Genomic DNA, 20,234 nt, shown 5'->3' with positions numbered 1-20,234 from the left:
AAAACGTTATCGATAACGATTGACAAGCCCGTGGAGCAGCTGGCACGCTCTCCGCAGCGGCATCGACTGCCGCGAACGTCAACGACGACACCGAGGAGTTCCACGATGACGAGGAAGATCCGTGCCGCGGCAGCCATCGCGCTGGTCGGGGCCACTGCTCTCACGCTGGCGGGTTGTTCCGCCGGCGGCAGCGACCCGTCGGAGGACGGCGGCAAGGTCACGATGACCTTCTGGCACAACTCGACCACCGGTCCGGGCAAGGCCTACTGGGACAGCACCGTCAAGGCGTTCGAGGAGAAGTACCCGAACGTCACCATCAAGACCCAGGCGATCCAGAACGAGGACCTGGACGGCAAGCTCCAGACCGCGCTCAACTCCGGTGACGGCCCGGACGTCTTCCTGCAGCGCGGCGGCGGCAAGATGGACGCGATGATCGCAGCCGGTCAGCTCATGGACATCTCCGACTCGATCAGCGACGACGCGAAGCAGTCGATCAGCAAGGGCACCTTCGCCGGGTACGAGAAGGACGGGAAGACCTACGCCATGCCGGGCGCCGTGCTCCCCGAGGGCATCTGGTACTCGAAGGACCTGTTCGAGCAGGCCGGCATCGACGGCACCCCGACCACGATGGACGAGCTGAACGAGGACATCGCCAAGCTCAAGGCCAAGGACATCGACCCGGTGGCCGTCGGCGCGAAGGACGCCTGGCCCGCCGCGCACTGGTACTACAACTTCGCGCTCCGCGAGTGCAGCGAGAAGACGCTGAACGACGCGGCGAAGACGCTCGAGTTCGACGACGCGTGCTGGACCAAGGCCGGCCAGCAGCTCGAGGACTTCAACGCGACGAAGCCCTTCAACCAGGGCTTCCTCACCACCGCCGCGCAGCAGGGCGCCGGCAGCTCGGCCGGACTCCTGGCGAACCACAAGGCCGCGATGGAGCTCATGGGCGCCTGGGACCCGGGCGTGATCGCCTCGCTGACCCCCGACGCGAAGCCGCTCGGTGACCTCGGGTGGTTCCCGTTCCCCGCGGTGGACGGCGGCAAGGGTGACCCGAAGTCGATGATGGGTGGTGTCGACGGCAACTCCTGCTCGGCACAGGCCCCGAAGAAGGCCTGCACGGACTTCCTCAACTTCATCGTGCAGAAGGACAACCAGGAGGCGTACTACAAGGCCTTCAACGCCATCCCCGTCAACAAGGACGCGCAGTCCGTCGTGTCCGAGCCCTACCTGAAGACGGCCCTCGCCGCCTACCAGGAGGCCCCGTTCGTCTCGCAGTACCTCGACACCCTGTACGGCCAGAACGTCGGCAACGCGCTGAACACCAGCGTCGTCGACCTGCTCGCCGGCAAGGGCAGCGCGAAGGACATCGTCGAGACCACCAATCAGGCCGCGGCCAAGGGCTGATCATGGCGCTCGACACCTCCCTCGGCACGACCCCGGCGAAGGCGTCGGGCACGGCTCCCGGGACGTCCCCGGCGGGGAGCGGTTCGCCGCTCCCCGCCCGGCGGACCGCCCAGCGCGTCGCCGACTGGCGCAAGCGCGTCGAGATCGCGGTCCTCGCCGGACCCGCGGTCATCGTCTTCGTGACGTTCGTCATCCTGCCGGTGGCGCTCGCCGCGTACTACGGCTTCTACAAGTGGCAGGGCTACGGCCCGCCGACGAACTTCGTCGGGCTGCAGAACTACCTGATCATCTTCCAGGACAAGGCGTTCCAGTCGGTCCTGCTGCACAACGGCTTCATCGTCGTGATGTCGCTCGTGCTCCAGGGCCCGATCGCCATCGTCCTCGCCCTGCTGCTCAACCAGAAGATGCGCGGCCGCGGACTCGTCCGCGTGCTCGTCTTCGTGCCCTACGTGATCTCCGAGGTCATCGTCGGCACCGGCTGGAGCCTCATGCTGCAGTCGAACGGCGCCGTGAACGACCTGATGCAGGGCATCGGACTCGGCGGACTCCGTCAGGACTGGCTGTCCAACCCGGACATCGCCATCTGGAGCCTCCTCGCGATCATCTCGTGGAAGTACATCGGCTTCGCGGTGATCCTGTTCTTGGCCGGTCTGCAGAGCATCCCCGAGGAGCTCTTCGAGGCCGCGGCGATCGACGGTGCGAGCTACTGGCAGATCCAGCGCCGCATCACCCTGCCGCTGCTCGGCCCCACCATCCGCATCTGGGCGTTCCTGTCGATCATCGGCTCGCTCCAGCTGTTCGACCTCGTCTACATCATCTGGGGCCAGTACATCTCGTCGACCGCAGGGACCTCGACCATGGCGACGTACATGGTCGCGAACGGCCGGACCTCGGGCAACTACGGCTTCGGCAGTGCCGTCGCGGTGGTCATGTTCCTGATCTCGCTCGCCGTCGCCCTGGTCTACCAGCACTTCGTGCTCCGTCGGGACACCGCCGGCGCCATCACCGAGAGGAAGCACTGATGGCCGTCACCAGCGCCACCACCAACCTCGTCGCCCCCGGCCGCCGCGGTGCCCGGGCACGGAAGTCCGGCGCAGCACTCGGCCAGGCGAGCCCACTGACCTACGTCGTCGCGATCCTGTTCGTCGCCGCGAACCTCGCCCCGGTGCTCTACATCGTGCTGGGCGGGTTCCGGACGAACTCGCAGATCACGACGAGCCCGGCCGGTCTGCCGGCACCGTTCCAGTTCGGCAACTACGGATCGGTCCTGTCGAGCGGGATCTTCTGGCAGCAGCTCGGCAACTCGACGATCAGCGCGGTCACCACGACGCTCGGCGTCGTCGTGCTCGGGCTCATGGTCAGCTTCGTGCTCGCCCGCTACTCCTTCCGGGGTCGCGGTGCGGTGTACGCGCTGTTCGCCGCGGGCCTGATGTTCCCGATCACGGTCGCGATCACACCGCTCTACCTGCTCGTCAAGGACCTCGGTCTCACGAACAGCCTGGCGGGCGTGATCCTGCCGCAGATCGCCTTCGCCCTGCCGACGACCGTCATCATCCTGGTGCCGTTCCTGCGGGCGATCCCGGACGAGCTCGAGGAGGCCGCCTCGATCGACGGGGCCAGCCGCCTCGGCTTCTTCTTCCGGATGATCGTCCCGCTGTCCCTGCCCGGTGTGGTGACCGTCGGCATCCTGGCGTTCATCGGCAGCTGGAACAGCTACATCCTGCCGCTGTTCATCCTCAACAACGAGGCCGCCTACACGCTGCCGCTCGGCGTCCAGGCGTTCTCGTCGCAGTACTCCGTCGACACGGCGAAGGTGCTCGCCTTCACGTCGATGTCGATGATCCCCGCGCTGGTGTTCTTCACGATCTTCCAGAAGCGCATCGTCGGCGGTCTGACCGGGGCGGTGAAGGGGTGACCACGCTCGACCACACGGTCACCACCGACGGCACCACCGACGGCCAGGCGGCACGCGGCACGTCCGCACCGCGGCCCGCCGCCACCCGTGACGGACGGGAGGGACGTGGCGACGCCGCCACGGGCCTCCCGTCCGACCCGGGGCACGTCACGGACGCGACCGCGTCCGACCGCGTCACCACGCTGCTGGCCGCGATGACCCTCGAGGAGAAGACCGCGCAGCTGGTCGGCTACTGGCTCGACCAGAACGGCGTCGTCGCCCCGATGCAGGGCGAGATGGCCGCGGCCCAGCAGGGCACGACGCTCACCGACGTCACCCGGCACGGCCTCGGCCAGTACACCCGCGTGTACGGCACCCGTCCCGTCGAGCCCGACGAGCGCGCCGCCTGGCTGTGGGCGGAGCAGCGTCGGCTGAAGCGCGAGACCCGCCTCGGCATCCCGGCGCTCGTGCACGAGGAGTGCCTGACCGGGCTCGCGGCGTGGAAGGCCGCGACGTTCCCGACACCGCTGGCGTGGGGTGCGTCGTTCGACCCGGAGCTCGTCGAGCACGTCGGCGCCGTGATCGGCCGCTCGATGCGCGAGCTCGGCGTCCACCAGGGCCTCGCGCCCGTGCTCGACGTCGTCCGCGACCCCCGCTGGGGACGGGTCGACGAGTGCATCGGCGAGGACCCGTACCTCGTCGGCACCGTCGGTACCGCGTACGTCCGCGGTGTGCAGAGCGCCGGCGTCGACGCCACGCTCAAGCACTTCCTCGGCTACTCGGCCTCGCGCGCCGGCCGCAACCACGCCCCGGTCCACGCCGGACCGCGCGAGGTCGCCGACGTGTTCCTGCCGCCGTTCGAGATGGCCCTCGTCGACGGCGGCGCGCGGAGCGTCATGAACTCGTACGCCGAGGTCGACGGCGTCCCCGTCGCCGCCGACCCCGCGCTGCTCACCGACCTGCTGCGCGACCGGCTCGGGTTCGACGGCACGGTCGTGGCCGACTACTTCTCCGTCGCGTTCCTCGAGGTCATGCACGGCGTCGCCCGTGACCGCGGCGAGGCCGCTGCGACGGCGCTCGCCGCCGGCATCGACGTCGAGCTGCCGACCGGTGACGCCTACCTGGCGCCGCTGGTCGAGCGGGTGCGCAGCGGACTCGTCGACGAGGCCCTCGTCGACCGCGCCGTGCTGCGCGTGCTCCGGCAGAAGGAGCGGCTCGGCCTGCTCGACCCGGACGTCTTCGAGGACGAACCGCCCACCGGTGTCGACCTCGACTCGCCGGAGCACCGGGCGCTCGCGCGGCGGCTCGCGGCGGAGTCGCTCGTGCTGCTCTCGAACGACGGCGTGCTGCCGCTCGACGGTGGCGCCGCAGCCCCCGTCTCCCCGACCCCGGGCGCCGACCTGCAGGGCCCGGTCGCGGTGATCGGCCCGAACGCCCACCGCGCCGAGGCCCTGCAGGGCTGCTACTCCTTCGCCAACCACGTGCTGGCCACGCACACCGGGCTGGAGGCCGGTTTCGCGATCCCGACCGTGCTCGAGGCGATGCAGGACGCGCTCGGGTCCGACACGGTCCGGTACGCCCGCGGTGCCGAGGTCGAGGGTGAGGACCGCGCCGGGTTCGCCGAGGCGGTGGCGGTCGCGCGGGAGTCCTCGGTGGCGGTCGTCGTCGTCGGCGACCAGGCCGGCCTGTTCGGTCGTGGCACGGTCGGCGAGGGCAACGACTCCGAGTCGCTCGACCTGCCGGGCGTGCAGCGCGAGCTCGTCGAGGCCGTCGTCGCCACCGGCACGCCGACCGTCGTCGTGCTGCTGACCGGTCGTCCGTACGCGATCGGCTGGGCACTCGACGGCGACCAGCCGAAGCCCGCGGCGGTCGTCCAGGCGTTCTTCCCGGGCGAGGAGGGCGGCACCGCGATCGCCGACCTGCTCACCGGTGCCGCGGCGCCGTCCGGCCGCCTGCCCGTCTCGCTGCCGCGGTCGGCCGGCGCGCAGCCGTACTCGTACCTGCACCCTCGTCTCGGCGGACCGTCCGACGTCACCGCGACGGACTCCACGCCCGTCCGACCGTTCGGCTTCGGCCTGACCTGGACGTCCTTCGCGTACGAGGACCTGACGGTGGACGGGACCGCGTCCACGGACGGAGCGCTCACCGCGTCGGTCACCGTGCGGAACACCGGCGACCGGGACGGCGTCGAGGTCGTCCAGCTCTACGGGCACGACCCGCACGCGTCGATCACGCGCCCGGTCGCGCAGCTGCTCGGCTACGCCCGGGTCGCGGTCGCGGCGGGGGAGTGCGTCACGGTGCGGTTCGACGTGCCGGTGCAGCGGTTCGCCTTCACCGACCGCGCGATGCGGAAGGTGGTCGAGCCGGGGGACGTCGAGGTGTGGGTCGCGTCCGACGCGGCGGCGTCGCGGCCGGGAGGCCCGGTGGAGACGGGCGGGATCGTCGCGTCCGGGGACGGACCGGTCCGGCACGAGTTCCCCCGGTCGGCGACGGACCGTGCGGTCGTGCGCCTGACCGGCGCCGTGCACGAGGTCACGCTGGCCGACCGGCGCACCGTGACCTGGACGACCGTCTGAGCTGCCGACGCCGCCGTGGAGTGTCCGGATCAGGGCCTCCGCGGCGGCGTCCGCGTGCGTTCCGACGTCCGGCCGGTAGCGTGGAACGAGTCTTCCACGGGGACCGCGTCACGGTGCGCCACCACGCACCGCGGCCCCGGTGGACCAGGAGGAGGACGACACCCGTGAGCACCGACGACCAGGCACGCGTGCGCAGCGCGCTCGTGGCGGCACTCGACGTCGTCGACGCGCCACCGTCGGAGCGCTTCGAGCGCATCGTCCGGGTCGCGCGCGAGGTCTTCGACGTGCCGCTGTCGTACGTCAACGTGCTCGACGACGACCTGCTGCACACCCTCACCCCGAACGTGCCCGACGAGATCGTCTCCGGACCGGTCGGGTGGTCCTTCTGCCAGCTGACGGTGCAGCACACGGAGCCGACCGTCGTGCCGGACACCACGGCCGACCCCCGGACCGCCGACCTGCCGGGCGTGACACGGCGCGGCATCCGGTTCTACGCGGGCGTCCCGCTCACGATCGCGGGTGGGGAGCCCGTCGGGACGCTCTGCCTGATGGACACGCGACCGCGCGCCTTCTCACCCCAGGACACCGCCGCGCTCATCGACCTCGGACACTGGGCCGAGCGCGCGCTCGCCCAGGGGCTGCACCACGACCGCCTGCTCGAGGTCGCAGGCGCACTCGCGCCGAGCACCGTCGCGCCCGACGGCTACCGGATCGCCGGCACAACGGTGCCCTACGGCGACCTCAGCGGCGACCTGCACGACTGGTCGGTCGTCGACGGCGACCTCGTGCTGACGCTCGCCGACGTCATGGGCAAGGAGCAGCCGGCCGCGCTCCTCGCGGCCGGGATCCGGGCCGCCCTCCGGCAGCACCGCAGCGTCGCGCCCGTGGCCGCCGTCGCCGCCGTCGAACCCGCCCTCGCCGAGGACCTCGGACGTGCGAGCGCCTTCGCCACACTGTTCCACGCCCGGCTCGACCCGGCCAGCGGCGTGGTCGACGTGGTGGACGCGGGCCACGGGCTGGCGGTGCACGTGCCGGCGGCGGGGACGCCTCGGGTGCTCCGGTCCCACGGGCTGCCGCTGGGGTTGCACGCCGAGGGTGCACGGCGCAGGGCGTCGACCACGGTCCTGGAGCCCGGGGACGCCCTCGTCGTGGTGAGCGACGGCGCGCTCGACCTGGGTGACGGGACGATCGACACCCTGCTGGACCTCGCGCGGACCCTGCGCGCCGCGTCGAGCGTCGACGCCTTCCTCGAGACGGTGCGGCTGCGTGCGGCCGAGCGGGCCGAGGACGACGTGACGGTCGTCGTCCTCGGCCGGGTCTGACCGCGCAGCGCCGAGGCGGTCCGTCACCGTGGTCGCTCGACCCCGTCAGGGGCGGTGGTCGTACCGACCCGGTGGTGGGTCGAGCGGCAGCTGTCGCGGCGACTGGCCGCCGTTCCTCGCAGCGCCCACGGCCGTGACGGAGCGGGTCACGATACTCACCGCGGTCGCGAACCACCCGCGCTTCCGCGGATGCTCGAACGCGTCGTCACCCCACGGTCGGTCGTCGTCCGAGTGCCCCATGACGCCCCTCCCGGTGTCGGTGCTCGTGAGGCTACACGGCCGCGGACCGCACCGGGAGGTCCGGGACCCGACCTCGCTCCGGGAACCCCGGGGGAGCGTGGGTACCGTGGCACTCCTCACACCGTGAAGGAGCACGCCATGTCGGACGCACACGACCCCCGCGACACCACCAACGACCCCGAGGGCACCGAGAAGGCCGACGGCCTCGGCGAGGACGGCACGATCCCCGCGCACCCCGAGGGCGTCGCCGCCGGCTTCGCCGGTGACGACTCGCACTTCAACCCCGAAGAGGACGACGAGACGGCGGAGTAGCCGACCCGAGCACGAGACGCACGGGAGGCCCGTGGCGACGCCGCCACGGGCCTCCCGTTGCGTCCCCGGTCGCCGCGTCGCCTGCGGGACCGGGCCGCGGATCGGTACCGTGTCGGGCATGGCCCGCTTCACACCCCCCGCTGCCGACGCGATGCGTGCGGCCCTGCTCGCCGCCGCCCGCGACGAGTTCGCTGCGCACGGGCTGGGCGGGGCGCGGATCGAGCGCCTCGCCGCAGACGCCGGAAGCAACAAGGCGCAGGTGTTCCACTACTTCGGGGGCAAGGACGGCCTGTTCGACGCGCTGCTGACGAGCGAGCTGACGGCCGTGCACGAGGCCGCGCCGCTCGACACGGCCGACCTGGCGGCGTGGGCCGGACGCCTGCACGACGTCCTGGTCGAGCGTCCCTGGGTGCAGCGTCTCGCCACCTGGCACCGGCTCGAGCGGCCGGAGACACCGATCGAGGCGCTCGCCGAGCAGTACGCCGACGCCGTCGCCGAGGTCGAGCGGGCACAGCGCGCCGGTGTGCTCCCGCGGCGCTTCCGCCCCGCGGTGCTCTACGGGCTGGTCGTCCAGCTCGCGGAGGTCTGGTCGACGCTCCAGCCCGAGGCGTCCGCTCCGGTCGCCGCGGTCGTGCCGCAGCGCCGCCGTCAGGTCGTCGTGGACGCCGTCGGAGCGCTGCTCGGCGACTGACCGGTGTCCCGTCGGGCCCTGCGGTGCAACGTGTCCGAGGGGCGCTCGCCGAAGGCGCCGGCGTAGGTCCCCGCGAACCGGCCGAGGTGTGCGAACCCCCACGCCTGCGCCACCTCGGAGACCGTGGTGGTGGTCGGGTCCCCGGCCTCGAGCGCGGCACGGACCCGGTGCAGTCGCACGTCGCGCAGGAACTGCATCGGGCTCGCGGCTCCGACGCGGTGGAACGCCGCCTGCAGCCCGCGGGCGCTGAGCCCGGTGGCGCGACAGACGTCGGCAGTGGTGAGCGGGCGGTGCGCGTTCGCGGCGATCCACTCCTGCGCGATCCGCACCGATCCCCGTCCTGCGGCCGTGACGCCGGACGCAGCGGTCACGTCGAACGCCCCGATGACGGCCTCGGCGACGCGACGGTGCTGCACCGAGCGGACGACGGGGTCGGCGCCCGGGTCCCACAGGGTCGTGGCGGCGCCCGCGATGGTCCGGCGCAGTGCGGGGAGCGCGTCCGGGTCGGCCTCCGCGCGCAGGTCCAGCGGGCCGGGGAGGTCACCGCGGACCGCAGCCGAGACGGACTCGAGGAAGGCGCCGTCGAAGCGGATCACGTGCTGGACCGCGGGGGCGGCGTCGAAGGTGAACGGGCGTCCTGCCGGGTACATGACGGGGACGTTCGGCCGCATGGTGATCCGGTCACGGCGGTCGGTGTCGAGGACCATGCCCGGCCCGGTCGCCCACGCCAGGGTGTACTGGCGCCCCGGGTTGATCGTGCCCCAGCGGTGCGCCGCGACCGCTGACGTCGCGGTGGTCACCTGGTCGTCGCCGACCGCGCGGTACCGATACGAGAACCCCTCGGAGACCGCCTGTCCGATGTTGATGTCGTGACTGCTGTAGACGCCCTCGAACAGCTCCACGGCGTCGTCGACCGCTGCGCCGTGCTGTTCGGTGGCGGTGGGGGTGCGGAGATCGGTTCGCATGCGCGGACCAGTCTGCGCCTCCTCGCCGAGGACCAGTGGTGCAGTGCGCGTCGCGGCGTTCCGGCGTTGCGGCGTTCCGGCGTTGCGGCGTTGCGGCGTTGCGGCGTTGCGGCGTTAAATTCATCGTCGCCGGTCCGACGTTGTTAACTTTAACTGCGGGTCAGCCGAGGTGCCGAGCGAGGAACGCGGCCTGCCGCTCCCAGTGCCGGTGGCCGCCGCCCTCGTGGCCGTTGTAGGGGTAGACCTCGATGTGCTTGTCGGTCGACGCGAGCGCGTTGTACGCAGCGAAGGTCGTGCGCGGCGGGACCACGTCGTCCATGAGGGCGACCGAGAACAGCGCCGGGGCCGTGATGCCTGCGGCCAGGTTCACGCCGTCGAAGTACGCCGCGGTGTCCCACACGGTGTCGACCGCGTCCCGGTGCACGGCGAGGTACTGGGCGAGCTCGAGGTAGGGGCCGCCGGTCGCGACGTCGGTGCCGTGCTCCCAGTCGGACAGGAACGCGACGTCGGGCAGCACGGCGACGAGCGGCGCGGTGTGTGCCTCGACCAGGGCGGCCGCCGCGATCGCGATGCCCCCGCCCTGGCTGCCGCCGGTCAGTGCGATGCGGTCCCGGTCGACGCCCGGCAGTGTCCGCACGGCGTCGACGAGTCGGACGGCGTCCGTGTAGACCCGCCGGTAGTAGTGCTCGGCGGGCGAGGCGATGCCGCTCGCCATCCACCCGCCACCGTTCGGGCCGGACCCGTGCGGGTCGGGGGTGTCGCCGCCGGTTCCCCAGCCGCTGCCCTGCCCGCGGGTGTCCATCACGACGTGCACGTACCCGGCGAGCGCCCACGCGACCCGCTCGCCGGGCAGCCCGCGACCACCGCCGTAGCCGATGAACTCGACCACGGCGGGCAGGTCGCCCGTCGAGTCCGCCGGCCGCGAGACCCAGGCGCGGACGGGGTCGCCGCCGAAGCCCGGGAACGTCAGGTCCTGCACGTCGAGCGCCGTGACCGGCGTGGTGGCGGGGACGAGCACGGGCTCGGTCCCGGCGCCGGCCGCCCGCGCCTCGGCGACGGTGGCCGTCCAGAAGGCGTCGAGGTCGTCGGGTCGCCGCACGGTCGGGCGGTAGGCGCGCAGCTGGTCGAGGGGCAGGTCGGTGAGCGGCATGGGGTCCTTGCTGGTGGTGGGTCGTTCCGGGTGTCCCTGGTCGGAACGGGCGTACCTGGTCGGGAGGTCCGACCGGGTACGCCCGATTCCACCAGGTGGACGCGCCTCAGCGCATCAGCGTGCGGCGGCGCGGTACTGCTCGAGCACCTCGGGGTGCGGGTCCGCGGGCACCACCGTCGCGGCGACCTCCCACGACGGCAGGCTCCCGGTCAGCACCCACGCGGCCTGTCGAGCGGCACCCGAGGCGACGTACTCGCCCGGTTCCGGGATCGACACGTCGCGGCCGAACACCTGCGCGGCGACGGCCCGGACGGCCTCGTTCCGTGCGGCGCCGCCGATCAGCAGCAGCCGCGACACCTGCACGCCGGTGGCCTCGACCGCGGCGAGGCCGTCGGCCAGGGCGCAGAGCATGCCCTCGACGGCGGCGCGGGCGAGGTGCGCCCGGTCGGTCGTCGCGGGCGTCATGCCCACGAGCGAGGCGGTGGCATCCGGTCGGTTCGGGGTGCGCTCGCCGACGAAGTACGGCACGAGCACGAGCCCGTCCGCCCCTGCCGGCGCCTGCAGCGCCAGCTCGCCGAGCTCGCCGTGGTCGACGGAGAGGAGTCCGCCGATCACCTCGAGCACGCGGGCCGCGTTGAGCGTGGTGACGATCGGGAGGCGCGACCCGGTCCCGTCGGCGAAGCCCGCCACGGTCCCGCTCGGGTCCGTCACCTCGGTGTCGGTGACGCCGAAGACGGTCCCGCTGGTCCCGAGGGACACCGCGACGTCACCCGGGCCGAGCCCGAGGCCGAGCGCTGCCCCGGCGTTGTCGCCGAGCCCCGGGCCGACGACGAGACCGGCGCGGGCGACGGCGCCGCCCGGCAGCTCGACGTCGGACGCCAGCGTGCCCATCGCCTCGTCGGGCGCCACGACCCGCGGGACCACGACCGGGCCGTCGCCGTCGGCGTGCGCGTCGCCGTCGTGCGGTCCGGCAGCGACCCGTGAGGGACGCCCGAGCGCCTGCTCGAACAGCTCCGCGTCGTACTCCCGGCGTACCGGGTCCCAGTAGCCGGTGCCGCTGGCGTCCGAACCGTCGGTCGCCAGCGCGTCGAGGTCCGGCCCGAGCGGGCTCTCGTCGGCGGGGCCGTACCCGCGCAGTCGCCACGACAGCCAGTCGTGGGGGAGCGCGACGGCGGCGACGCGCGCCGCGTTGTCGGGCTCCGCGTCGCGGAGCCACCGCAGCTTGGTGCCGGTGAAGGACGCCACCGGGACCAGACCCGTCCGGGCGACCCATGCCTCCCGGCCGAGCTCCTCGACCATCTGCGCGGCCGCGTCGGCGCTGCGGACGTCGTTCCACAGGAGTGCGTCGCGGACCACGCGACCGTCGGCGTCGAGCGCGACCATGCCGTGCTGCTGCCCGGCGATCGCGACGGCGGCGACGTCGTCGAACCCGCCGGCGTCCGCGATCGCGGTGCCGAGCGCGTCCCACCAGTGGCGGGGGTCGACGGAGGTGCCGTCCGGGTGGGACGCGCGCCCCTCCCGGACGACCGCACCGGTCGCCGCGTCACGGACCGTGACCTTGCAGGACTGGGTCGACGAGTCGACCCCTGCGACCAGCCGACGCTCGACGACGTCAGCCACGAGCGCCCATGAGGTGCTCGATCGCGAGCTGCTGCAGGCGCACGAAGCCGAAGCCCTTGCCGCCGAAGTACGCGTCGGCGTCGAAGTCCTCGTAGGCCGAGCGGTCGGCGAGGAAGTCGTCGTACGACTCACCGCTGTTCAGCGTCGGCGTCGAGAGCTCGTCGACCTTCGCGGCGGACAGGGCCTCCTGCACCTCGGGGTCGGCGCGGAACGCCTGGGCGCGCTCCTTGAGGAGCAGGTACATGCGCATGTTCGCCTGCGCCGAGTCCCAGACGCCGGTGATGTCCTCGGTGCGGCTCGGCTTGTAGTCGAAGTGGCGGGGGCCGTCGTACGCCTGGCCGCCCTGCGGGGCGCCGTGCTCGAGCAGGTCGACGAGCGAGAAGGCGTTCTGCAGGTCGCCGTGGCCGAACACCAGGTCCTGGTCGTACTTGATGCCGCGCTGCCCGTTGAGGTCGATGTGGAAGAGCTTGCCCTGGTAGAGCGCCTGGGCGATGCCGGCCGTGAAGTTCAGGCCCGCCATCTGCTCGTGGCCGACCTCGGGGTTGATGCCGAAGAGCTCCGGACGCTCGAGCGTCTCGGTGAAGGCGATCGCGTGACCGAGGGTCGGCAGGAGGATGTCGCCCCGGGGCTCGTTCGGCTTCGGCTCGATGGCGAAGCGGATGTCGTAGCCCTTGTCGGTGACGTACTGGGCGAGCAGGTTCACGGCCTCGCGGTAGCGCTCGAGGGCGGCCTGCACGTCCTTGGCGGAGTCGTACTCCGAGCCCTCGCGGCCACCCCACATGACGAACGTCTTCGCGCCGAGCTCGGCGGCCAGGTCGAGGTTGCGGAGCACCTTGCGGAGGGCGAAGCGACGGACGTTCCGGTCGTTCGAGGTGAAGCCGCCGTCCTTGAAGACGGGCGCCGAGAACAGGTTCGTCGTGACCATCGGCACGATGATGCCGGTGGAGTCGAGCGCGCCCTTGAGGCGGTCGATCTGCGCCTGGCGCTCGGCGTCGGTCGAGCCGAACGCGAACAGGTCGTCGTCGTGGAAGGTCAGGCCGTAGGCACCGAGCTCGTCGAGCTTCTCGACCGCCTCGACCACGTCCAGCGCGGGACGGGTCGGGCCGCCGAACGGGTCGGAGCCGTTGTAGCCGATGGTCCAGAGACCGAAGGAGAACTTGTCGTCGCGGGTGGGCGTCGTTGCCATGGTGGATCACCGTTCGTCGTCGAAACAAAATGTTGCCGCGCCCAACATAAGCGGTAGGGTGGATCCTGGCAACACCGGATCGCAAAGGAGCGAGTGGATGGCACAGGACGGACACGGACCGGGACGACTGCGCGTCGCCATGGTCGGGCACGGCTTCATGGGAGCGGCGCACTCCCAGGCATGGCGGACCGCACCGCGGTTCTTCGACCTCGGCGTCGAGCCCGAGATGGCCGTGGTGGTCGGCCGTGACGCCGAGCGCACCGAGGCAGCGCGCGTGCAGTACGGCTGGCAGGCCGCGTCGACGGACTGGCGGCAGGTGGTGGCGGACCCCGACATCGACCTCGTCGACATCGTCTCGCCCGGTTCCTCGCACGTCGAGATCGCGATCGCCGCGCTCGAGGCCGGCAAGCACGTCCTCTGCGAGAAGCCCCTCGCCAACACGGTCGAGGAGGCCGAGGCGATGACCGCCGCTGCGGAGGCCGCCGCCGAGCGCGGCGTCCGCGCGATGGTCGGCTTCAGCTACCGCCGCGTCCCTGCGATCGCGTTCGCCCGGCAGCTGGTCGCGGACGGGAGGATCGGCACGGTCCGCCAGGTCCGCGCGCTCTACCTGCAGGACTGGTTGTCCGACGAGGACGGCCCGATGACGTGGCGCCTCGACAAGGCGCTCGCCGGCTCGGGCTCGCTCGGCGACATCGGTGCGCACGCGATCGACCTCGTCGAGCACGTCACGGGCGCACACCTGTCGACCGTGTCCGGCACGCTCGAGACCTTCGTGCACGAACGTCCGCTGATGGCCGAGGGGGTCGGGCTCTCCGGCACCGCGTCGAGCGAGCGCGGACAGGTCACCGTCGACGACGCCGCGTTCTTCCTCGGTCGGCTCACCGGCGGCGCTGCCGAGGGTGCGATCGGCACCTTCGAGGCCACGCGCTACGCGACCGGGCGGAAGAACGGCCTGACGCTCGAGGTCAGCGGGTCCGAGGGCGCGATCCAGTTCGACCTCGAGTCCATGAACGAGCTGCGCCTGTACGAGTCGTCGGCGCCCGCGGGGGAGCAGGGCTTCCGTCGCATCCTCGTCACCGAGCCGGAGCACGAGTACATGGCCGCGTGGTGGCCGACCGGGCACCTCATCGGCTACGAGCACACCTTCAGCCACCAGGTCGCCGACCTCGTGCGGGCGATCGTCGCGGGCACCGACCCCTCGCCGTCGTTCGCCGACGGCCTGCACGTGCAGCGCGTCCTCGACGCGGTCGAGCGCAGCGCGTCCGACGGCAGCGCCTGGACGGCGATCTGATGGCCGACACGATGAACGACACGACGAAGCGAGCGCTGGTCGTCCGTGGCGGGTGGGACGGGCACATGCCCGTCGAGACCACCGACCTGTTCGTCCCCTTCCTGCGCGACAACGGCTTCGACGTCCACGTGTCGGACTCGACGGCGGTGTACGCCGACGAGTCCGTGATGGCGGACGTCGACCTGATCGTGCAGGTCGTCACGATGTCGACCATCGCCGACGACGAGTTCGCGGGACTGCAGCAGGCGGTGCTCGGCGGCGCCGGGCTCGCCGGGTGGCACGGCGGGATCGCGGACGCCTTCCGGAACACCGCCGACTACCTGCACATGGTCGGCGGGCAGTTCGCGCACCACGCGGGCAAGCACCCGTCCGAGCGCACCGGCGAGCAGTCCGACAACTACATCCCGTACACGGTGCACATCACCGAGGCCGGGCACGAGCACCCGATCACGCAGGGCATCGAGGACTTCGACCTCGTGACCGAGCAGTACTGGGTGCTCTCCGACGAGTACAACGACGTGCTGGCGACGACGACGCAGGAGGCCCGGGACTTCGACGCCTGGAACCGTCCGGTCACCGCGCCGGCGATCTGGACCCGGCAGTGGGGGCAGGGACGCGTGTTCGTCTCGGCACCCGGGCACCGGCTCGAGGTCGTCGAGTCGCAGCCGCTCCGCACGATCATCGAGAGGGGACTCCTGTGGGCAGCCCGATGAAGGTCGGTGTCGTCGGGGTCGGCGTCATCAGCCAGCAGTACTTCGAGCACTTCCCGGCACTGCCCGGGCTCGAGCTCACCGCCGTCGCGGACATCGACGTGGCCCGGGCACGGTCGGTGGGCGAGACGCAGGGCGTCCGCGGTTCCTCGGTCGACGAGCTGATCGCCGCGGACGACGTCGACGTCGTGCTCAACCTGACGATCCCGGCGGCCCACGCCGAGATCGCCACGCGGGCGCTCGAGGCCGGCAAGCACGTGTACGGCGAGAAGCCGCTGGCGATGTCGACGGCCGAGGCGCGCCCCGTGCTCGACCTCGCCCGTCGCTCGGGCCTGCGGGTGGGCAGCGCGCCGGACACCGTGCTCGGCACCGGGATCCAGACGGCGCGGCAGGCGCTCGACAGCGGCGCGATCGGCACCCCGGTCGGCGCCGCCGTGTCGTGGTCGGCGCCCGGGCACGAGCTCTGGCACCCGGCGCCGGCGTTCTACTACCAGCCCGGCGGCGGCCCGCTGCTCGACATGGGGCCGTACTACCTGACGAGCCTCGTGTCGTTCTTCGGCCCGGTCGTCCGGGTCAGCGGAGCCTCGACCCGGTCGGACCGCGAGCGCACCATCGCGACCGGCCCCGCGGCCGGCACCCCGCTCCGGGTCGACATCGACACGCACGTCGTCGCCGTCCTCGAGCACGCGGACGGCGTCGTCTCGACCGTCACGGTGTCGTTCGAGGTCTGGGCCACCAGGGCGCCGCTGTTCGAGGTGTTCGGCACCGCGGGCACCCTCGGCGTCCCCGACCCGAACCGGTTCTCCGACACCGTGTCGATCGCCGACGCAGCCACCCGCGAGTGGCGGGACCTGCCGACGAGCGCCGGGTACGCCGACGCCGGACGCGGCTACGGCCTGGCCGACATGGCGCACGCGATCGCGACGGATCGCCCGCACCGCGCGTCCGGCGACCTCGCGTTCCACGTGCTCGAGGTGATGGAGGCGGTCTCCACCGCGGCCCGCGAGCACACCGTGGTCGAGGTCCGGTCGCGCGTCGACCGCCCCGACACCGTGCCGGCCGGTGCCACCCCCGGGTCCTGGTGAGCCAGACTCGGCAGCAGCAGCAGCAGCAGCAGCAGCAGCAGCAGCAGCAGCAGCACGACGCGACACGACACGACACGACAGGCGAGGAAGGACGACGACGATGACGACGACGGACGGAACCGGCGAGACCGGGGCGAGCGGCGCCTCCAGGCCGGACGGCGGCGGCCGCTCGACCAGGCCGGTGACCCTGTTCACCGGGCAGTGGGCGGACCTGCCCTTCGAGGAGGTCGCACGGCTGGCGGGCGAGTGGGGTTACGACGGGCTGGAGATCGCCTGCTGGGGCGACCACCTGGACGTCCGACGCGCCGCGACGGACCCGGCGTACGTGGCCGACCGGAAGGCGGTCCTGGAGCGCAACGGACTGCAGGTCTGGACGATCGCGAACCACCTGACCGGCCAGGCCGTCTGCGACGACCCGATCGACCAGCGGCACGAGGACATCCTCGCGCCGCACGTGTGGGGCGACGGCGACCCCGAGGGCGTCCGGCAGCGGGCGGCGGAGGAGCTGCAGTGGACCGCCCGTGCGGCCGCTGCGCTCGGGGTGTCGACCGTGACCGGATTCTCGGGATCCTCGATCTGGAAGACCGTCGCCGGGTTCCCGCCCGTGCCCCCGGCGATGATCGAGGCCGGGTACCAGGACTTCCACGACCGCTGGTCGCCGATCCTCGACGTGTTCGAGGAGGTCGGCGTCCGCTTCGCGCTCGAGGTGCACCCGTCCGAGATCGCCTACGACTACTGGACCGCGAAGCGGGCGCTCGAGGTGTTCCGGGACCGCCCGTCGTTCGGGTTCAACTTCGACCCGTCGCACTTCGTGTGGCAGGACCTCGACCCCGCCGCGTTCCTGCTCGACTTCGCCGACCGGGTGTACCACGTGCACTGCAAGGAGTCGGTCAAGCAGCTCGACGGCCGCAACGGTCGACTCGGATCGCACCTGCCGTGGGGCGACCCCCGTCGTGGGTGGGACTTCGTCTCCGCCGGGCACGGGGACGTGCCGTGGGAGCGGGTGTTCCGCGTGCTGAACCACATCGGGTACGACGGCCCGACGAGCGTCGAGTGGGAGGACGCCGGCATGGACCGACTCGTCGGCGGCCCCGAGGCGCTCGCGTTCGTGCGTCGCCTGGGGACGATCGCCCCACCGGACGCCGCGTTCGACGCCGCGTTCTCCCGCTCGCGCTGAGCCGCGCGCGGGTACGGACGGACCCGCGAGACTCGGCACCGCGGACAGTTCCGCGGTGCCGAACCCGCGAAGGTGTCCGCCGAGCCGAGACTCGGCCCCCCAACACCACACCACACCACCACGAGGAGGACCCATGGCCAGGTCGGCCACGACCACGCCCGGGAACGTCGCGCGCGTCCTCCGCATCGTGCACGAGGGCGGGCCGGTCACCCGTGCCGAGCTCACCCGTCGGACGGGACTCAACCGTTCGACGGTCCTGGCGCTCGTCGGGGAGCTCGTCGAGCAGGGGCTCGTGCACGAGGAGCTCCCGGGAGCCGGGGCGGACCGTCCCGCCGGGGTCGGTCGGCCGAGCGCCGTCGTCCGGGCATCGCGCGACGTCGTGGCCGCCGCGGTGACCGTGGAGATCGACGCCGTCGCCGTGGCGCTCGTCGCGCTCGACGGCACCGTGCGCGACCGCTTCGTCGAACCACAGTCGAGCGTGCCCGGTGCCGCCGCAGCGATCGACGCCGTGGCCCGTGTCCTCGCCACGCTGACCGCACGCGCCGATCCGGCACTGCGGCTCGTCGGCGTGGGCGTCGCTGTCCCGGGCATCGTCCGGGTCGAGGACGGGGTCGTCCGCGACGCCCCGCACCTCGGTTGGCGGGACGAGCCCTTCGCCGGGCCCCTCGCCGAGCGTCTCGGGCTGCCCGTCCGCGCGGCGAACGACGCGAACGTCGGTGCGTGGGCCGAACGGCTCTACGGCAGCGCGCGCGGCGTCGACGACCTCGTGTACCTCAACGGCGGCGCCAGCGGCATCGGCGGTGGGATCGTCAGCGCCGGCCGCCCGTTCAGCGGCGCGGACGGGTACGCGGGCGAGCTCGGGCACACCTTCGTCGCGGCGAACGGCATCCGCTGCCACTGCGGGGCGATCGGGTGCCTGGAGACCGAGGCTTCACGCGGGGCCCTCACCGCGGTGACCCGGACCGCGCCCGACGACCTGGACGCCCTCGCCGCCGCCCTGGCCGAGCGACACGACGCGGTCGAACGGGTCGTGGACCGCCAGGTGACCGCGCTCGCGACGGCGATCCGGAACGCCATCCACACCGTCGATCCGCAGGTCGTCGTGCTCGGGGGGTTCCTCGGCGTGCTGCTCGGGCACGTCGGGGACCGTGTCGAGGACGACGTCCGGGCGCAGACGATGGCGGCGATGACCGACCGGCTGCGCATCGTGCCGGCGGAGCTCGGCCGTGACGTCCTCGTCCGGGGCGCCGCCGAGCTCGGCTTCGCCGACCTGCTGCGCGACGGGGCCCTCCCGACAACCAGCGGCGCGACCACGACCGGCCCGAGCGGCGCGACCACGACCGGAGCGACCGGGACCCGCGCGACCGACACCGACCACACCACAGCCGACCGCGACGACGCGGTCGAGGAAGCGAGATCCGCATGAGTACCACCTCCGACACCCAGCGCGCGAGCGTCCTGCTCGGCACCGAGGACCTGACGATCGAGGACCGCCCCGTCCCCGAGGTCGCCCCCGGCGACGTGCTCGTCCGCGTGGCCGCCGTCGGCGTCTGCGGCTCCGACGTCCACTACTACCGCCACGGCCGCATCGGCGACTTCGTCGTCGAGGAGCCCCTCGTCCTCGGCCACGAGCTCTCCGGCACGATCGCCGCCGTCGGCGAGGGCGTCGACCCCGCCCGGGTCGGCGAGCGCGTCGCCGTCGAGCCCCAGCGCCCCTGCCACCGCTGCGCGCAGTGCCTGGCCGGCCGCTACAACCTCTGCCCGCACATGCGCTTCTACGCGACACCGCCGGTCGACGGTGCCTTCGCCGAGTACGTGACGATCGAGGCCGAGTTCGCGCACGCCCTGCCCGACACGGTGTCCTTCGAGGCCGGCGCACTGCTCGAGCCGCTGTCCGTCGGCATCGCCGCGGCGCGCAAGGCCGGCATCGTGCCCGGCTCGAGCGTCCTGATCGCCGGTGCCGGTCCGATCGGGGTCATCTGCGCCCAGGTCGCCCGGGCGTTCGGCGCGACCCGCGTGGTCGTCAGTGACCTCGTCCCCGAGCGGCGCGAGCGTGCGCTGTCCTTCGGCGCCACCGAGGTCGTCGACCCCGTCGCCGTCGACGTCACCTCGGACATCGTCCCCGTGGACGCCTTCATCGACGCCAGCGGTGCGCCCCGTGCCGTCTCGGACGGCATCAAGGCCGTCGGACCGGCCGGCGCGGCGGTGCTCGTCGGCCTCGGCAACTCCGAGATGGTGCTGCCCGTCGAGCACATCCAGAACCTCGAGGTGACGGTCACCGGCATCTTCCGCTACACGAACACCTGGCCGGTCGCGATCGGTCTGGTCGCGTCGGGCCAGGTCGACCTCGACGCGCTCGTCACCGGGCGCTTCGGACTCGACGCGGTCCGCGAGGCCCTCGAGAGCGACACCGACCCGGCCTCGCTCAAGTCCGTCGTCTACCCGAACGGCGTGCCCGCGGGCGCGTGAGGACGCGAGCCGACGTGCGCGACGCGGGTCGCGCCGTCCGGTGAGCGGTCGTCGGACGGGAGGCGCGGTGCCGGCGGGTGCCGTCCTCCCGTCCGTCGTCCGGTCACCACGGCGAGCCGTGGCCGGGTCGGCCCCGCCGCGA

The 20,234-nt window shown here is 72.6% G+C and carries 17 protein-coding genes; 13 read left to right on the top strand and 4 right to left on the bottom strand.

The window, feature by feature from the left end:
- The first annotated feature begins 105 nt into the window (after window positions 1–105).
- The 7 genes from M3666_RS11805 (at window position 106) to M3666_RS11775 (ending at window position 8,439) form a co-directional block, all read left to right on the top strand.
- Window positions 106–1,404 (top strand): ABC transporter substrate-binding protein, encoded by a 1,299-nt coding sequence (locus M3666_RS11805; RefSeq protein ID WP_066652430.1) that lies wholly within the window; start codon window positions 106–108, stop codon window positions 1,402–1,404.
- 2 nt (window positions 1,405–1,406) lie between these two features.
- Window positions 1,407–2,426, top strand: coding sequence for a carbohydrate ABC transporter permease (locus M3666_RS11800; RefSeq protein WP_058728968.1), 1,020 nt, complete (start codon window positions 1,407–1,409; stop codon window positions 2,424–2,426).
- Entirely contained in the window at window positions 2,426–3,319 is an 894-nt protein-coding gene (locus tag M3666_RS11795; RefSeq protein WP_066652437.1) for a carbohydrate ABC transporter permease, read from the top strand. The genes M3666_RS11800 and M3666_RS11795 overlap by 1 nt, the downstream gene beginning before the upstream one ends.
- A gap of 182 nt (window positions 3,320–3,501) precedes the next feature.
- Window positions 3,502–5,874 carry a glycoside hydrolase family 3 N-terminal domain-containing protein gene (locus tag M3666_RS11790; RefSeq protein ID WP_251155412.1) on the top strand — a complete coding sequence of 791 codons (2,373 nt, stop codon included), beginning with the start codon at window positions 3,502–3,504 and terminating at the stop codon, window positions 5,872–5,874.
- Window positions 5,875–6,038: 164 nt separating this feature from the next.
- Window positions 6,039–7,196 carry a GAF domain-containing SpoIIE family protein phosphatase gene (locus tag M3666_RS11785; protein ID WP_251155300.1) on the top strand — a complete coding sequence of 386 codons (1,158 nt, stop codon included), beginning with the start codon at window positions 6,039–6,041 and terminating at the stop codon, window positions 7,194–7,196.
- Between the two features lie 378 nt (window positions 7,197–7,574).
- Entirely contained in the window at window positions 7,575–7,748 is a 174-nt protein-coding gene (locus tag M3666_RS11780) for a hypothetical protein (protein WP_200884131.1), read from the top strand.
- A 118-nt stretch (window positions 7,749–7,866) separates the two neighbouring features.
- Window positions 7,867–8,439: a TetR family transcriptional regulator gene (locus tag M3666_RS11775; protein ID WP_251155299.1), complete on the top strand. Its 573-nt coding sequence runs from the start codon at window positions 7,867–7,869 to the stop codon at window positions 8,437–8,439.
- Here M3666_RS11775 and M3666_RS11770 read toward each other — a convergent pair.
- The 4 genes from M3666_RS11770 to xylA all read right to left on the bottom strand — a co-directional run bounded on the left by M3666_RS11770 (window position 8,397) and on the right by xylA (window position 13,360).
- Window positions 8,397–9,404, bottom strand: a complete 1,008-nt coding sequence (locus M3666_RS11770; RefSeq protein WP_251155298.1) for a helix-turn-helix domain-containing protein — start codon at window positions 9,402–9,404, stop codon at window positions 8,397–8,399. The genes M3666_RS11775 and M3666_RS11770 overlap by 43 nt on opposite strands.
- A gap of 160 nt (window positions 9,405–9,564) precedes the next feature.
- Window positions 9,565–10,554, bottom strand: a complete 990-nt coding sequence (locus M3666_RS11765; protein ID WP_251155297.1) for an acetylxylan esterase — start codon at window positions 10,552–10,554, stop codon at window positions 9,565–9,567.
- Window positions 10,555–10,668: 114 nt separating this feature from the next.
- On the bottom strand, window positions 10,669–12,174 hold the full coding sequence (locus M3666_RS11760; protein WP_251155296.1) for an FGGY family carbohydrate kinase: 1,506 nt from the start codon (window positions 12,172–12,174) through the stop codon (window positions 10,669–10,671).
- Window positions 12,167–13,360, bottom strand: a complete 1,194-nt coding sequence (gene xylA, locus M3666_RS11755; protein WP_066652452.1) for a xylose isomerase — start codon at window positions 13,358–13,360, stop codon at window positions 12,167–12,169. The genes M3666_RS11760 and xylA overlap by 8 nt, the downstream gene beginning before the upstream one ends.
- A gap of 97 nt (window positions 13,361–13,457) precedes the next feature.
- On the opposite strand from xylA, the gene M3666_RS11750 reads away from it, so the two are divergent.
- The 6 genes from M3666_RS11750 to M3666_RS11725 all read left to right on the top strand — a co-directional run bounded on the left by M3666_RS11750 (window position 13,458) and on the right by M3666_RS11725 (window position 20,092).
- The gene (locus tag M3666_RS11750; protein WP_245171588.1) at window positions 13,458–14,651 is read left to right on the top strand and encodes a Gfo/Idh/MocA family protein; all 1,194 of its coding nucleotides are present in this window, start codon (window positions 13,458–13,460) and stop codon (window positions 14,649–14,651) included.
- Window positions 14,652–14,662: 11 nt separating this feature from the next.
- A complete protein-coding gene (locus tag M3666_RS11745) occupies window positions 14,663–15,364 on the top strand; it encodes a ThuA domain-containing protein (protein WP_209684439.1) in 702 nt (233 codons plus the stop codon).
- On the top strand, window positions 15,349–16,446 hold the full coding sequence (locus tag M3666_RS11740) for a Gfo/Idh/MocA family protein (protein WP_251155295.1): 1,098 nt from the start codon (window positions 15,349–15,351) through the stop codon (window positions 16,444–16,446). The genes M3666_RS11745 and M3666_RS11740 overlap by 16 nt, the downstream gene beginning before the upstream one ends.
- Before the next feature lie 100 nt (window positions 16,447–16,546).
- Entirely contained in the window at window positions 16,547–17,623 is a 1,077-nt protein-coding gene (locus M3666_RS11735; protein ID WP_235426493.1) for a sugar phosphate isomerase/epimerase, read from the top strand.
- 133 nt (window positions 17,624–17,756) lie between these two features.
- A complete protein-coding gene (locus M3666_RS11730) occupies window positions 17,757–19,049 on the top strand; it encodes an ROK family transcriptional regulator (protein ID WP_251155294.1) in 1,293 nt (430 codons plus the stop codon).
- Complete coding sequence (locus tag M3666_RS11725) at window positions 19,046–20,092, top strand: NAD(P)-dependent alcohol dehydrogenase (RefSeq protein ID WP_209683818.1); 1,047 nt, start codon at window positions 19,046–19,048, stop codon at window positions 20,090–20,092. Before M3666_RS11730 ends, M3666_RS11725 begins: the two co-directional genes overlap by 4 nt.
- The last annotated feature ends 142 nt before the right edge of the window (window positions 20,093–20,234 follow it).

Source organism: Curtobacterium sp. ODYSSEY 48 V2 (assembly GCF_023712625.1).
Classification (GTDB): domain Bacteria; phylum Actinomycetota; class Actinomycetes; order Actinomycetales; family Microbacteriaceae; genus Curtobacterium.
Note: the sequence above shows the minus strand (reverse complement) of the source record. Positions and strands in the feature narration are given on the sequence as shown.

Bases quoted from the DNA above. Each gene is read 5' to 3' on its own strand.
- M3666_RS11805 (WP_066652430.1), top strand. From the start codon at position 106: ATGACGAGGAAGATCCGTGCCGCGGCAGCCATCGCGCTGGTCGGGGCC.
- M3666_RS11800 (WP_058728968.1), top strand. From the start codon at position 1,407: ATGGCGCTCGACACCTCCCTCGGCACGACCCCGGCGAAGGCGTCGGGC.
- M3666_RS11795 (WP_066652437.1), top strand. From the start codon at position 2,426: ATGGCCGTCACCAGCGCCACCACCAACCTCGTCGCCCCCGGCCGCCGC.
- M3666_RS11780 (WP_200884131.1), top strand. From the start codon at position 7,575: ATGTCGGACGCACACGACCCCCGCGACACCACCAACGACCCCGAGGGC.
- M3666_RS11775 (WP_251155299.1), top strand. From the start codon at position 7,867: ATGGCCCGCTTCACACCCCCCGCTGCCGACGCGATGCGTGCGGCCCTG.
- M3666_RS11770 (WP_251155298.1), bottom strand. From the start codon at position 9,404: ATGCGAACCGATCTCCGCACCCCCACCGCCACCGAACAGCACGGCGCA.
- M3666_RS11765 (WP_251155297.1), bottom strand. From the start codon at position 10,554: ATGCCGCTCACCGACCTGCCCCTCGACCAGCTGCGCGCCTACCGCCCG.
- xylA (WP_066652452.1), bottom strand. From the start codon at position 13,360: ATGGCAACGACGCCCACCCGCGACGACAAGTTCTCCTTCGGTCTCTGG.
- M3666_RS11750 (WP_245171588.1), top strand. From the start codon at position 13,458: ATGGCACAGGACGGACACGGACCGGGACGACTGCGCGTCGCCATGGTC.
- M3666_RS11745 (WP_209684439.1), top strand. From the start codon at position 14,663: ATGAACGACACGACGAAGCGAGCGCTGGTCGTCCGTGGCGGGTGGGAC.
- M3666_RS11735 (WP_235426493.1), top strand. From the start codon at position 16,547: ATGACGACGACGGACGGAACCGGCGAGACCGGGGCGAGCGGCGCCTCC.
- M3666_RS11730 (WP_251155294.1), top strand. From the start codon at position 17,757: ATGGCCAGGTCGGCCACGACCACGCCCGGGAACGTCGCGCGCGTCCTC.
- M3666_RS11725 (WP_209683818.1), top strand. From the start codon at position 19,046: ATGAGTACCACCTCCGACACCCAGCGCGCGAGCGTCCTGCTCGGCACC.